This window comes from Paenibacillus sp. Dod16, from assembly GCF_049893405.1.
Lineage (GTDB): Bacteria > Bacillota > Bacilli > Paenibacillales > Paenibacillaceae > Paenibacillus_AQ.
Genome location: NZ_JBNDYG010000005.1, coordinates 109753 through 124599, shown reverse-complemented (window position 1 = coordinate 124599; position 14847 = coordinate 109753). Strand labels below are relative to the sequence as shown.

Genomic DNA, 14847 nt, shown 5'->3' with positions numbered 1-14847 from the left:
GACTTTGGTATCGCTTTTTGCCGTATGGAGCTTATGGAGGAGAGCGGGGATTTTTTACCCGGAATGTTCAAAACCCGCAACTTCTGGTATGCTGTTAATTAGTCTGGAGGAAAGGGATTTTATCGAAATGAAATTTGCCGTATTGGATTTTGAAACCACGGGCAACCAGTCAGCAGATGAGATCATTCAGGTTGGACTGGCCATCATCGAAGAGGATCGAAGCATCTCCCGCGTATACGGCACCTATGTCAATCCCGGGATTCCGATCCCTCCTTTTATTACCGGTTTGACCGGCATTTCCGACAGTGATGTAGCGGATGCTCCGTCATTGGAAGAAATGATGATGGAACTCGTGCCCATGCTCGACGATGTTGTATTGGTTGGGCATAATGTCGCTTTTGATTTTAACTTTTTGCAAAATGCACTCGATCGCTGCGGCTATTTGCCGTTCAGCGGCCGAATTCTAGATACGATGCACTTCTTAAAAATATGTTTTCCCTCGCTGCCTTCTTATCAGCTTGGGATGGTGTCCTCTCATTTCGGCCTGGAGCATGACCGTCCGCATCAGGCGGACAGCGATGCACTTGCCACAGCCTATGCGCTGCTGAAATGCCTGGAGGAGATCGATGAGCTTCCTCTGCTTACCGTGCAGCGGTTAAGCGACCTGTTTGCCGACGAGGACAGCGACTTGGCCTGGTTCTTTGACGGCATCCGTGCCGACAGGGAGCTCCAGGCCGTACAAGCCGGAGACACCCATACGTACTATCGCCAATTCGCCCTGGCCGTTGACGATTGGAACGATATAACGCCTGCCAGGGATGAGACGGAGCCTAATCCTTTGGCTGATGTAAGCTTTGAGCAATACATGAATGATGTCCGTGAACGTCTAAAGGAAACGCTGCCTCATTACGAGAGCAGGGATGCCCAGGACATGATGTTTCAGGAAGTGATGCAGGCACTCGATAATAATAAACATCTATTGATTGAAGCCGGCACGGGAACAGGCAAATCCCTCGGGTATTTGCTGCCCTCGATTTATCAAAGCGTGAAGCAGGAACAGAAGGTTATGGTGAGCACGCATACGATCAACCTTCAAGAACAGCTGCGTGACCGGGATATTCCCCTGCTCACCCAGGTTGTTCCTTTTCCTTTTAAAGCGGCTATTTTCAAGGGAAGAGGCCATTATTTGTGTTTGAGAAAATTTGAACATAAAATAAATAGAAGAGATTTTCATTCCCCGAAGGAAGATGTGATCACCGCAGCGCAAATGCTGGTTTGGTTGACCCAGACGGAGAACGGGGATGATGAGGAGCTGAACCTTGGCGGCCGTGGAGGGGATTTCTGGGAGACCATCTCCAGCGATTCGGATTCCTGCCTGGGCCGTGCCTGCCCATGGTTCCGCAAATGCTATTATCACAGGGCCAAACATGAAGCGGGCATCGCGGATGTTGTCATTACGAACCATTCGAAGCTGTTCACCGACGTGAAAGCGAATCACCAGCTGCTTCCGAGTTATGAGCGTCTCGTCATCGATGAAGCGCATCATCTGGAGGACGTCGCGGGCAAGCACCTAGGCTTGCAGATGAAATATTTTTCGGTTGTCCATACGTTGACCCGTATGTACAAAGACAGCCGAAGCGGTCAGCTTCCGGCTCTTCGCCAGCTGCTGCAAGCGTCGTCCCATGAGAAGGCTGTTGAGTGGTCTTCCATCATCGACCGGATTTATCCGGATCTGATCACCGTCAAAGAGAATTGGGACCGGCTCAGCGATCAATTGTTCGGACTGCTTCCGGAGCGCGGAGACGCGACTCCGGGGGATGCCGGTCAATTCTCGCTTCGCTTATCGCCTCTGAAGAAGCCGAAGGATTGGAATTCGCTGGCCGAGCTGGAGCATCAAATTCATCTGGCGCTCGGCGATGTCGTTCGCAAGGGTGACAAGCTGATTGCCGAAATGAAGGAAGATCTGGATGATTACAGCGCGGACAGTCTGTTAACAGACCTATCGGGTCTATTTAAGGACCTGGCGGCACACCGCGAGGACCTGAGGACCTTCATGTCCCTGAACGATGAGGGCACGGTATACTGGATGGAGGCGAACGGCAACTTCCGCGGCAAATCGCTGCAGCTTTATGCGGTGCCTGTCGACGTCAGCACCCACTTAAAGGAATTGTTTTTTGACAAAAAACAAAGCGTGATCCTGACATCGGCGACCTTGTCGGTGGACAAATCGTTTCAGTTCATGATCGAGAACTTGGGTCTTCAGGAAGCGGCAGATAACGGCAACCTGAACACGGTCCTGCTGCCGTCCCCGTTTAATTACAGGGAGCAGGCTCTCCTTGTTGTGCCGCGCGATTTTCCGAGCTTGAAGGGCTCGGTCGGGGATGCACTCTTTGTGAATACACTTGTGCAATCATTGGCTGATACGGCCATCGCAACGCATGGTCGCATGCTTGTCCTGTTCACCTCGTACCGCATGCTGCGTCAGGTGCATGAGCCCTTGAAGGAGGCGCTGGGATCCAGCGATATTACGGTACTGGGACAAGGGATGGACGGAACCAGCCGTACCAAGTTAATCCGGAGATTCCAGGATAGCAGCGCTTCGGTTCTGCTTGGCACCAGCTCCTTCTGGGAAGGAGTAGATATACCCGGTGAGGCGCTCACCTGCCTTGCCATCGTCCGGCTGCCGTTCCAGCCGCCGAATCACCCTCTGGTCGAAGCCAAGAGCGAGCTTCTGCAGCAGCAGAAGAAGAACCCGTTCATGAAGCTTTCGGTTCCGCAAGCGGTCATTCGCTTCAAACAGGGATTTGGCCGACTGGTACGGACCGCGCAGGATAAGGGGATTGTCATCGTTTACGATACTCGGGTCATTGAATCCTATTACGGGAAGTATTTCTTATATTCCTTGCCTGGACCGAAGATGGAGCACATGCCGACAGAGGGGATCGTTCCCCGAATTTCGAAATGGCTGCAGGAAGAGGCAGGCATAGGGAACCAAGCTGAATAAAGTGAAACCATGAACGAGCACAAACAAATGTAGTTATTAACCTATTATTAGGGGGAGCATGCATGAAATCGGAAAAAATTTCGGAAGCCGTGGTCCGCAGATTACCTGTATACTTGCGCTATTTGAATGAGCTTCAGAAAAGGGAGGTCTCCACGGTTTCCTCCCAGGAACTGGGGCAGAAACTGGACCTCAATCCTGCTCAAATTCGTAAGGACCTAGCGTATTTCGGTGATTTTGGACGGAAAGGGATCGGATATGACGTATCTTATCTGATCGAGAAAATTCGCCAGATTCTAAAGCTGGACCAGAAGATCAATGTCGCATTGATTGGGGCCGGTAATCTTGGACATGCATTATCGAATTACAATGCATTTCTGAAGGACAATATGAAGATTGTGGCGGTTTTCGATTCGTATTCTCCCAAAGTTGGTATGAAAATTAACAATTTGGTCGTACAGCCGATGGAGGAACTGGAGAAGACGGTTCATGAGTACGGCATTCGTATCGGGATTATCACCGTTCCGGATTTTGAGGCGCAGAATGTAGCGAATCAACTTATCGCGGCAGGCATCGAGGCTATCCTGAATTTTGCGCCGACCATCCTGAAAGCTCCACCCCATATCCGTATCCATACGGCAGATTTTACTACGGATTTGCAGAGTTTGGCCTATTATTTGGATAACGGCAAGGAGGATGCAGCACATGACGACAACGAAGTGGATGGTTAAAAACGGAACGTTTGCGGTACTAGAGGAAGGCAGATCCGTGTTACACGGATATATGGTCGTGGAGAACGACCGGATCACTTACCTGGGTGAAGAAGAGCCGACTGTCCAAGAGGGAACAGAAATCATCGACGGAACCCATCTGTTTTTCCTGCCTGGATTGGTGAATACGCACGGACATGCGGCCATGTCGCTTCTTCGCGGGTATGGCGACGATCTGGCACTGCAAGTATGGCTTCAGGAAAAAATGTGGCCGATGGAAGCCAAATTCACGGCCGACGATGTATACTGGGGAACCTCGCTCTCCGTGCTGGAGATGATTAAAGGCGGAACCACGACATTTGTGGATATGTATGATCATATGGATCAGGTTGCAAAGGTAGTGGAGGACTCAGGCATGCGCGGCGTTCTGACGCGCGGTGTCATCGGATTATGTCCGCCTGAGGTGCAGCAGCAGAAGCTGGAAGAGGCGGTTGCATTCGCGAAAGACTGGCATGGTCAGGCTGACGGTAGAATTACGACGATGATCTCACCGCATGCACCCTATACGTGCCCGCCGGATTTCATCGAAAAATTCGTGCAAGCGTCACATGATTTGAATCTGCCTTTGCATACGCATATGTCCGAAACGGAAACGGAAGTAGCTCAGAACGTAAATGACTACGGACTTCGCCCTGTTGCCCATCTAGAGAAGCTTGGCATGTTCTCCCGTCCAACGCTGCTTGCGCATGCCGTCCATCTGACCGATGAAGAAATCGAAATTCTGGCCAAACATCAAGTTATGGTTTCGCATAATCCAGGCAGCAATTTGAAGCTTGCCAGCGGCATCGCTCGCGTGCCTGCACTGCTGAAAGCCGGGGTCACCGTGTCTTTGGGTACCGATGGACCTGCCAGCAATAATAATCTGGATATGTTTGAAGAGATGCGGCTCGCCGCACTGATCCATAAAGGAGTAAGCGGGGATCCAACCGCAATTCCAGCATCCGAAGCGCTTCGGATGGGTACAGAATATGGAGCCAAGTCAGCCTTCCTTACGGATATTGGTACGCTTGCGGTAGGCATGAAGGCAGATATGATCGCACTGAACACGGATCAGGCGCACTTCCTTCCGAAGACGGATTACATTTCTCATGCTATCTACTCCGCCAGTGCGAAGGATGTAGAGCATGTATGGGTTGACGGCAAGCAGGTAGTGAAGAATGGCGCGAGTCTCACTCTCGATGAGGAACGTATCCGCCGGGAAGCGCAGCGTGCCTTTGAGCGTCTTACAACCCTCTAGGGAATAATCAAGGGGAGCGAGGAAGACGGATTTGAAGAAAAAAACGAAGTGGATATTGCTGAGTGTATCCGGCGTGCTGCTGTTACTGCTTGGTTTACAGCTCTATTATTCATATGTGATGAAAGATGCTTGGAATGAAGAAAGAATGGCAATTGCTGCCGCCAAACAGCATGGCCAATTGGTTACGTCCGGGAAGACCTATAAATCGGTGTGGGGCGAGGACAATAACTATTGGGTGATAAGCGGGAAGGATCAGGACAATCAAGATCGTATGGTATGGGTGAAATTTACGGATGACAACGTACCTGTTGAAGGTGCCGACGCTGTCCAATCCGTTTTGTTGAATACGGGGTTGTCAGAAGACCAGATGCGGGAGCAGATTTATAACGAATTGCCTGGCGCAGAAATTAAGCGGCTGCTGCCTGGAATGTATGAGGGCGAGTATGCCTGGCAGCTGCAGTATGAACACAACGGTCAGCGCGGTTATCGGTTTTATCGTTTTCAAGACGGTAACACCATCGGTAATGACATTATTCTTCCAAATCAATAAATAAGAAGTAGAGAGGGGCCCTTTAATATTCGCGGGTTCCTCTCTTATTTTCTCTATAATTGTAAGCGTATTCAGAAATAATATGGAAAAACTGTTCTAAATATTTTCACAGACATGCATGAAAAAGTATATAAGATGTGATATACTCATACTTGTACAAAATGAGCATATAAACTACATGCATCCCTATATATCGTTGTTATATGTATTATTGTATTGCAACATGATAGACAAAATATCATACAGAAATGAAGGAGGAACTTCATGAAACTACGCATTGTACCTATCGTGCTGACTGTCGTGATCTCAGCATCGGTTCTCTTTGGCGGATGGTTTCTGTATCGGCAGATGGCTTTGCAAAATCCGCTGGCCAATGTTGTGTCACAATATGACGGCGTTAAGGATTCACATATAGATATTAAACAGAATACCGTTACTTTGAATCTTGATTTGGCTCCGGATACAAATTTGCAAGGCTTGGTCCAGCATATTAAGAAGGAAGGCAAGTCTGTGATTGGCAATCGGGAATTGAAAATCCAGGTGGAGGATCATTCCTCGGAAGCACTGGATCAATGGTGGGAGAAGGCGATGCTGTCAGTCGCTGAAGCGATGGATAATAAGCAGTATACCGATATTCAATCATCGCTCGAGCAGCTTGCTGCCCAGTCTCCGAATTTGAAAGCTAAAGCAACGATTGATGACACCAACGTCTATGTCAGCTTGTCAGACGGCAAGTCTGGTAAATTTATAATCTTGCCGCGTCAGTCTGGCAACATGGAGGTGTGGAATCATGCCTAAATTAGCTAAAGAAATCATGTTAGGCTTTATTCCGGTTTTGCTGGTATTCCTTGTGTTTGTCGGCGTGAACATCGTGCCCCTGCTCATCGCTGCAGCACTTGTAGGCGGCTTGTTGTTTATCGCGAAGATGAAGGGCGGCATCGCAGTAGGCGCAGCGAATGAGCGGAAGCGGAAAAAGAGCGGACCTGCCAAGCTGACGTTCGAAGAAATCGGCGGGCAGGATAATGCGAAGCAAGAGCTGCGTGAAGCACTGGATTTTCTGATTCGTCATGAAGACATTAAGAAATTCGGGATTCGTCCATTGAAGGGCATTCTTCTCACCGGGCCTCCGGGAACAGGGAAGACGTTGATGGCTAAAGCCGCTGCCCATTACACCGATTCGATCTTTGTCGCTGCATCCGGCAGTGAATTTGTTGAGATGTATGTCGGTGTTGGTGCAGGGCGCATCCGGGATTTGTTCAAGGATGCCCGTAACCGTGCGGCAAAGGAAAACAAGCAAAACGCCATTATCTTCATCGATGAGATCGATGTCATTGGCGGTAAACGCGAAGGCGGCCAGCAGCGCGAGTACGACCAGACGCTGAATCAGCTGCTAACCGAGATGGATGGCATCTATTCGCAGGATACTCCTCGTATTCTGGTAATTGCCGCGACAAACCGGAAAGAAATGCTGGATAGCGCACTGCTGCGTCCAGGGCGTTTCGACCGTCACATTCAGGTCGATCTGCCGGATAAGAAGGGACGCACTCATATTTTGAATCTGCATGCGGGCAATAAGCCGCTGCATGAAGATGTCGACTTGGAGAAAATCGCCGAAGAAGCATACGGCTTCTCGGGCGCACAACTCGAGAGCGTCATGAATGAAGCGGCCATTTACACGATGCGCGAGAATGAACAGTTTATCCATCAGCGTCATTTGTCCATGGCGATTGACAAGGTAATGATGGGTGAGCGTTCCGACCGTGAATCGAATTTGGAAGAGAAGAAGCGCGTTGCCATACATGAATTGGGACATGCTATTATGGCAGAGCTTGTGCGTCCCGGCAGTGTGAAGCAAGTTGCACTCAGCCCGCGTGGTAAAGCGCTAGGTTATGTTCGTCATAATCCGCAGGAGGAACAATATCTATACACGAAAACCTTCCTGGAAGAGCAAATTATGATTGCGCTTGGCGGTGCGGCCGCCGAAGAGATCTTTTACGGAGGCCGAAGCACAGGCTCAAGCAATGACTTTGAGCAATCGCTGAACATCGTGGAGACGATGATGAAGTCAGGTTTGACGTCGCTGGGCATTGTTAACATGAACATGGTAACAACTGAAGAGTTAATGAGAGAGAATAATGTGATTTTGGAAGAGTTAATGAACCGCACCAAGAATCTCTTGGAACAGAAACGGCCAATATTCGACAATTCACTTGATATCCTGTTGAAGGAAGAAATTCTCTCGGGGGAACAATTTCGTTGTCAATTTCGTGAAAACGCGCTTTTACCAGCATAAATTGTTATGCTGGTTATTTTTTTTTACTTTTTTGTCGTGCTAAGATATTATTATACTTTGTGCTCTGAAAATGTATTTTTCGACAAATGGGGTACAATAAAGTATAGAGATAAGGAAAGGGTGGAGTAGAAACCATGTACTTCAAAAAAATCGGCGTCGTAGGCGGCGGGACTATGGGGCAGGGCATTGCGGAGATGCTGGCAGCCAAAGGTCTTGACGTACTGCTCGTAGAGAAAACTCCAGAGAAACTGGACTATTCATACCGAATGATCGAGACCAGTCTAGATAAACAATTGGAGAAGTGGGGAATTACCCAGGCAGAGAAGAAATTGATACTGAACCGGATTCAAAAAGTAACTCATTTTGCCGAGCTTAGCACCTGCGATATGGTGATTGAGACCATTATAGAGGACTTGGAAGCGAAGAAAGAGGTCTTTACACAGCTTGATCAAGTATGTCCGAGCCATGTGATATTAGCAAGTAATACATCCACGCTTAGTTTGACGGAGCTCGCCAGCTCCACCAAATATCCTGAGCGTGTTATTGGCATGCACTTCATTCATCCTGTTTCCAAGGTAGACCTTGTTGAAATCATCCGCGGTCTGAAAACTTCCGATCATACGTTTACGGAAACGAAGCGCTTTGTTGAAGAAGTTTCGGATAAAAAAGGCATCATGGTATATGAGTCTCCAGGTTTCGTTACAACCCGCATGATTACCCTCATGATCAATGAAGCGATGCACTTGCTGCAAGAGGGCGTGGCTTCGGCGGAGGATATCGATGACGCAATGAGAATCGGATATAACTTCCAGCATGGACCGCTTGAGATGGCCGACCGTTTCGGTTTGGATTCCATTCTCGCTGCGCTGGAGCGCATGTTCCGCGAGTACGGCGAACTGAAATACCGTCCATCGATTGTCTTGAAGAAACTGGTCCGCGCAGGGCAACTGGGCGTTAAAACCGGAGAAGGCTTTTTCAAGTACGATAAGGATGGTGACCGGGTATGAATATTCTCGTAATTAATGCAGGTAGTTCTTCACTGAAGTATCAACTGTACAACATGACGGATGAATCCGTGCTGGCAAAGGGCTTGGTCGAACGGATCGGCATGGATTCCTCGATTCTGACGCATAAGCCGACGGGAAAACAGGATGTAACCGAAGTCAGCGAAATTCTGGAGCATACCACGGCCATCCGCAAAGTGCTGGGCATGCTCACGAACGAGGAGCACGGCGTGATCGATTCCATCGACAGCATTCAGGCCGTTGGACACCGCGTCGTGCACGGCGGGGAGTCTTTTAAAGAATCCGCGCTCGTTGACAGTGACGCCAAAGCGGAAATCCGCCGCTTGTTCGATTTGGCTCCGCTTCACAATCCTGCATCGATGATGGGGATTAAGGCAGCAGAAACCAATATGCCGGGCGTCCCGCAGGTCGTTGTATTTGATACGGCGTTCCATCAGACGATGCCGGAGAAATCATACCTGTACGCTATTCCGAGAGTACTTTATAATAAATATAAAGTACGTCGTTACGGTGCGCACGGCACGTCCCACGCCTATGTCAGCCAGGCAGCGGCAGAATTTCTGAACCGGCCGCTGGAGGATCTGAAGATCATAACCTGCCATATCGGTAACGGTGCTTCCCTGACAGCAGTAAAAGGCGGGAAATCCATCGATACCTCCATGGGGATGACCCCGCTGGAAGGGCTCATGATGGGTACGCGCAGCGGTGATTTGGACCCTGCAATCGTACCGTTTGTCATGAATAAGGAAGAGCTGACCGTCAATGAAGTGAACTCCATGCTGAACAAGCACAGCGGCTTGCTGGCGATTTCCGGAATCAGCAGTGATATGCGTGAGATTACGGAAGGCATGGAAAAAGGCGATCCGAACTCCACATTGGCCTTTGAAATGTATGAGTATCGCCTTCGTAAATACATCGGATCTTACGCTGCCGTCATGAATGGCGTGGATGTCATTGTATTTACTGCGGGCGTCGGCGAGAATTCGGTCGTTCTTCGTCAAAGAGTGCTTGAGCAGCTTACCTATCTCGGAGTAGAATTGGATGAGGAGCTGAACAGCATTCGTTCCGGCGAGCCGCGCCGTATTTCTGCGGCGAATTCGAAGGTCGAGGTACTAGTGATCCCTACCAACGAAGAACTGGTTATTGCTCGGGATACGCATCGTATCGTACAAGCTTCCAACCGTTAAATAGTAGTGATATAAGGGAGAGATTTAAGCATGGCCACCAAAAGTGTGATTCGTAACGTCAACCAGCATGTCGGTGAGACCGTCACGATCGGCGCCTGGATTAACAACAAGCGTTCCAGCGGCAAGATCCAATTCCTGCAGCTTCGCGATGGATCCGGATATATCCAGGGTGTTGTTGTGAAGAGCGAAGTATCCGAACAGGTATGGGATGACGCGAAAAGCCTGACACAGGAAAGCTCGTTGTATGTGACGGGTGTTATACGTGAAGAGCCGCGGAGCCAATCGGGTTACGAGATGACGGTTACCGGCATTGAAATCATACATCTTACGGAAAACTATCCGATTACGCCTAAAGAGCATGGCGTCGATTACTTAATGGACCATCGTCATCTGTGGCTTCGTACCCAGAAACAACGTGCGATCATGGTAATCCGTGCTGAAATTATCCGCGCGGTTCAAGATTACTTTGATTCCAACGGATTTACGCTGGTGGATCCGCCGATTTTGACCCCAACTTCCGCGGAGGGTACAACGAATCTGTTCCACACGAAGTATTTTGATGAAGATGCTTATTTGACCCAGAGTGGGCAGTTATACATGGAAGCTGCCGCTATGGCGCTCGGTAAGGTATACTCCTTCGGTCCGACGTTCCGTGCCGAGAAGTCCAAAACTCGCCGTCACCTGATCGAGTTCTGGATGATTGAGCCTGAGATGGCCTTCACGGACCATGAGGAGAGCCTTCAGGTACAGGAGCAGTTCATTAGTCATGTGGTGCAGTCCGTGGTTAAAAACTGCCGCCAGGAGCTTGAAACGATCGGTCGCGATATTTCGAAGCTGGAGGCGATCCAGGCACCATTCCCGCGGATCACGTACGATGAGGCCATTGAATTCCTGCATACGCAAGATTTTGATATTCCTTGGGGTGAGGATTTTGGCGCGCCTCATGAAACGGCCATTGCCGAGAAGTATGACAAGCCGGTCTTTATTACCCATTACCCAGCGGGAATCAAGGCTTTCTACATGAAGCCGGATCCGAATCGTCCGGAAGTCGTTCTGTGTGCGGATATGATCGCTCCGGAAGGTTATGGCGAGATTATTGGCGGATCGCAGCGGATCGACGATCCGCAGCTGCTTGAAGAGCGCTTCAAGGAGCATGATCTGTCGATGGAAACCTATCAATGGTATATGGATTTGCGTAAATACGGCACCGTTCCTCATTCCGGCTTCGGTCTAGGTCTTGAGCGTACCGTTGCCTGGATTTGCGGTTTGGACCATGTGCGTGAAACGATTCCGTTCCCACGTACTCTGTACCGGTTGTACCCGTAAGCCGTGAGAGGTGAGTCTATGGACCACGACGGTAACGTGGACACAGGCGTGAATGGGTGGACGGCCGGCGCCGCTGCCGGCATGAGTCAAGGAATGGCGATCATTCCTTATGCCTTGCTCAAGCATTACCGGTCACTTGGTTTAAGCGACCGTGAAGCCATGCTGGTCATTCATTTGATTGGTTATCAGCAGGTGGAGTTCAAGGCGTTTCCTTCGCTGGAGGAGCTTGCGGAAGTGACGGGGGCTCCCACCGAATTCATCGCTACCAGCTTGCAGCGCTTGATGAAGGTAGGGCTGATCGGGATTGATGAGTATGTGGACGAAACCCAGGGGATTCATTACGAGCGCTACAATCTCCACGGATTGTATGAAAAGCTCGCTTCGTGCCTGGCTGAAGAGCACAAAGCAAAGACCCCAGAAGGAACCAAGTTTGCGTCTCCGCTTTTGAATGCCCGCCCTGCTACCAGCAAATCAGCTGTTTCGGGGAATTCTGTTCCTGAGAAGGAAGAGCGGAATTTGTTCACCATTTTCGAAAAAGAGTTTGGCCGCCCGCTGTCGCCCATGGAGCTGGAAACGATCTCCGGCTGGGTTGATGCGGATCGCTATCCGGACGAGTTAATCCTATTGGCTCTGAAAGAAGCGGTATTTGCGGGCAAACTGCATTTCCGCTACATTGACCGGATCCTGCTTGAATGGAGCCGCAACCGGGTGCGTACCGCACAGGATGCCAAAGCCTATACGCAGAAATTTAGAAATATCGGAAGATAGATCAGAAGCACGTCCGCTACGGGCGTGCTTTTTTGTGTGCATGATCTGTATTCCCTTTGCAAGCTAACTGGTTCATGATGGAAGGTGCATTAGAAGCAGTTATTCAAAAATAACTACAATCCGTATTAAAAAAAGATGTCCCTTTATTCCGCTGCCATGTGTTATAGCTCATGAAGGCACCTGAACAATGGATTGCTGATGAAAGGGGGAGTAAGGGAGTGAGCTTTCAACCAATGAATTCAGAGCCTAGAGACTTGCGCCTAGAAGAATCCATAGAACAAGTTTTAAACGGGGATCGGCAAGCCTTTGTACATATCGTTGAGGCGTATCAACAGCAGATTTTCATGTATTGCTGGAGACTGTTGAACCAGCGGCAGGATGCGGAAGATGCCGTGCAGGACATTCTGGTCAAGGCTTATCAGAAGCTGGAGACATATGAGCCAAGAACCTCTTTTTCTTCATGGTTATACAAGATTGCTTATCACCATTGTCTAAATATGCTGCGAAGGAAACGTTTCTTCTATAGCATTGCACCTTTGTTGAGAGAGGATAAGGAGCAAGCGGTAAGCGCAGAGCAGGAGGCCCAAAAATATATCATTGGCGAGTCCATGGAGCGTGCTCTTCGTAGGCTGTCCCCGGAGGAGCGGAACCTGCTAATTTTGCGGGTTTTTGAGGAAAAAAGCTTTGCGGAAATCGGATTAATTCTCGATAAAACCAAGGGATCGGTCAAGAAACGCTACAGCCGCCTGATACAAAAAATAAAAAAGTGGATGGTTGACAGAGAGGGGGATCTACAGTGGAAGTTAAACGAAATGACGTGGAAGAAAAGCTGATAGAGCAGAACCCAAAGAGCCATTATATTATTGATGTCAGGGATACAGTCATGGAACGGATTGCTTGCCTACCCGCAAAGAAACCTCAGCCCAACATGTTAAGAAGACCGCTCGTAATAGCAGCGTCGTTGCTGCTAGTGACTTCGCTGTCAGTGACGGTTTACGCTGCAACCGAACTGATACAGATTCGCAGCAAAGACGGAAAAGTGGTGCTGGAGACCAAACCTAAACTTGAAGTGTCTAAGGATTTACAAGAAAAATGGGACAGGTTACATTCTATCGATATACCGTCCTCAAGCTTAGCCTGGCGCTCGGCTTTGCCGGGCCAAGCAATCGCTTATTATATCCATAACCAAGAGATGAATGACATGAAGAAAGAGTTATACGGAAAGGATACATTACTCGAATTTCAAACAGGTTCAATTTATCTGGGTGCGCTCAATGTGCTTCAAGAGGAAGCTATAAAGCGCGGGATGCCTAATGTGGAATATCCCTCCCGATTACTTAATGAGTATTCATTTAGTCAAGGATTCCTATCCTTCAATCCGGATTTATCTGATTTATTTCATGATGGAGAACCGACGGAAGTTTATTACGATATCCAAAATGAGTTAATCCGACAGGCTGAAGCTTCAACGAACAACAGAAAAGTTTTTGTTAAGGAGATTAACCCCCCAAGCGTGAGTAGCATTTCTCTGTCCTATATAAAAGGCAAAGAAATAGAGTCTTCGATCACCGTGTTCGCGACCAAACGCAGCGGAATGAACCCCAAGCAGGAGATCCATTTTTCCGAAGAAGATCATGTGGAAAAAGTGCTCGTTAAGGGCCACGAGATGATTTACGTAAAATACGCGGACGCTTATTTTAATCAGGGACTGGCTTGGGTAGATGAGCAGCATGACCTTTATTATCATATATCGTTAAATAATAAAGTTGCTCTTAAGAAAGAGGAAGTTCTTGAAATTGCAGAGAGTTTAATTAATTAATTAATATCTATCCCACAGAGTCTGTTTTTTTGGCTCTAGGGATTGTTTTTTTTATGGTTGGTTGGGGCAGGTATGTGCAGCCACGAGCTTCCAAGGGCAGGAGAATATTCCCACTTTAGCGAATTCAATTATTTACAGCCGATGGATGTGAGGGGAGTTGGAGATGAGATACAAGGCCATTATTTTTGATCTGGATAACACGTTATTAGACTATAGTCAGAGTGAAAGGATATGCATGCAGCAAGCGCTGGAGCACTACCGGCTGCATGAGGATCTGACGTGGGAGGAATTCTGGAGCACGTTCGGACCGATTAATTTTAATTATTGGGTGAACCGAATTCAGAACAATCACGATATTAGGCAGGTGCTGGAGCATTCCTTCACGGATACCTTCCTAAGGTTGAAGCGGGGGTTCAATCACTTCCGGGAGATATCGGAAACTTACTGGGGGTTGTTTTGCAGTTCCAACCATATGGAGCCTAATGCCGACCTTATTTTGGAGCATCTGCATGGTGACTTTGCGCTAGGGGTCATATCCAACGGCATTGGCGAAGCACAGCGTAAACGCCTGACAACAGGAGGATTGTTTCATTATTTTGACTCCTTCATCATTTCGGATGAGGTGAAGTGCTGGAAGCCGGACCCGCAGATCTTTGAACTCGCATTGCAGGAATTGGCGGTAGGTCCAGGCGAGGTGTTATACATAGGGGATTCGCTTACGGATGATTATGAAGGAGCAACGAGAGCCGGAATTGATTTTTGTTATTATAATCGCCGGGGTACCCCTTTAAGTGATCATCATCGTCCTGCTTATGTGATCAGGGATCTCCTGGAGATCAAGGATCTGGCTTAGGAATCATGCATGGAGGAG

Annotated in this window: 13 protein-coding genes; all 13 read left to right on the top strand. The window is 48.8% G+C overall.

Translation table 11 applies throughout. The features are described 5' to 3' along the window. Nucleotides 1–127 precede the first annotated feature (127 nt). The 13 genes from dinG to ACPV3A_RS05215 all read left to right on the top strand — a co-directional run bounded on the left by dinG (nt 128) and on the right by ACPV3A_RS05215 (nt 14829). Nucleotides 128–3004, top strand: coding sequence for an ATP-dependent DNA helicase DinG (gene dinG / locus ACPV3A_RS05275; protein ID WP_426198401.1), 2877 nt, complete (start codon nt 128–130; stop codon nt 3002–3004). Nucleotides 3005–3066: 62 nt separating this feature from the next. Next, a complete protein-coding gene (locus ACPV3A_RS05270) occupies nt 3067–3732 on the top strand; it encodes a redox-sensing transcriptional repressor Rex (RefSeq protein WP_194541963.1) in 666 nt (221 codons plus the stop codon). Further along, on the top strand, nt 3707–5008 hold the full coding sequence (locus ACPV3A_RS05265) for an amidohydrolase (RefSeq protein ID WP_194541964.1): 1302 nt from the start codon (nt 3707–3709) through the stop codon (nt 5006–5008). The genes ACPV3A_RS05270 and ACPV3A_RS05265 overlap by 26 nt, the downstream gene beginning before the upstream one ends. Before the next feature lie 31 nt (nt 5009–5039). Next, nucleotides 5040–5558: a DUF5590 domain-containing protein gene (locus tag ACPV3A_RS05260; RefSeq protein WP_194541965.1), complete on the top strand. Its 519-nt coding sequence runs from the start codon at nt 5040–5042 to the stop codon at nt 5556–5558. A 264-nt stretch (nt 5559–5822) separates the two neighbouring features. Then, complete coding sequence (locus ACPV3A_RS05255) at nt 5823–6356, top strand: hypothetical protein (protein ID WP_071218371.1); 534 nt, start codon at nt 5823–5825, stop codon at nt 6354–6356. Next, nucleotides 6349–7851: an AAA family ATPase gene (locus tag ACPV3A_RS05250; protein ID WP_426198400.1), complete on the top strand. Its 1503-nt coding sequence runs from the start codon at nt 6349–6351 to the stop codon at nt 7849–7851. Before ACPV3A_RS05255 ends, ACPV3A_RS05250 begins: the two co-directional genes overlap by 8 nt. Before the next feature lie 134 nt (nt 7852–7985). Further along, a complete protein-coding gene (locus tag ACPV3A_RS05245; protein ID WP_071218369.1) occupies nt 7986–8858 on the top strand; it encodes a 3-hydroxyacyl-CoA dehydrogenase family protein in 873 nt (290 codons plus the stop codon). After that, complete coding sequence (locus tag ACPV3A_RS05240) at nt 8855–10063, top strand: acetate/propionate family kinase (protein WP_194541966.1); 1209 nt, start codon at nt 8855–8857, stop codon at nt 10061–10063. Before ACPV3A_RS05245 ends, ACPV3A_RS05240 begins: the two co-directional genes overlap by 4 nt. 30 nt (nt 10064–10093) lie before the next feature. Then, nucleotides 10094–11389 (top strand): asparagine--tRNA ligase, encoded by a 1296-nt coding sequence (gene asnS / locus ACPV3A_RS05235; RefSeq protein ID WP_194541967.1) that lies wholly within the window; start codon nt 10094–10096, stop codon nt 11387–11389. 18 nt (nt 11390–11407) lie between these two features. Then, a complete protein-coding gene (locus ACPV3A_RS05230) occupies nt 11408–12157 on the top strand; it encodes a DnaD domain-containing protein (protein ID WP_220685825.1) in 750 nt (249 codons plus the stop codon). Nucleotides 12158–12375: 218 nt separating this feature from the next. Further along, nucleotides 12376–12990, top strand: coding sequence for an RNA polymerase sigma factor (locus tag ACPV3A_RS05225; protein WP_220685824.1), 615 nt, complete (start codon nt 12376–12378; stop codon nt 12988–12990). After that, nucleotides 12954–13976 (top strand): DUF4367 domain-containing protein, encoded by a 1023-nt coding sequence (locus ACPV3A_RS05220; RefSeq protein ID WP_426198399.1) that lies wholly within the window; start codon nt 12954–12956, stop codon nt 13974–13976. The genes ACPV3A_RS05225 and ACPV3A_RS05220 overlap by 37 nt, the downstream gene beginning before the upstream one ends. A gap of 163 nt (nt 13977–14139) precedes the next feature. Next, on the top strand, nt 14140–14829 hold the full coding sequence (locus ACPV3A_RS05215) for an HAD family hydrolase (protein WP_426198398.1): 690 nt from the start codon (nt 14140–14142) through the stop codon (nt 14827–14829). Nucleotides 14830–14847 lie beyond the last annotated feature (18 nt).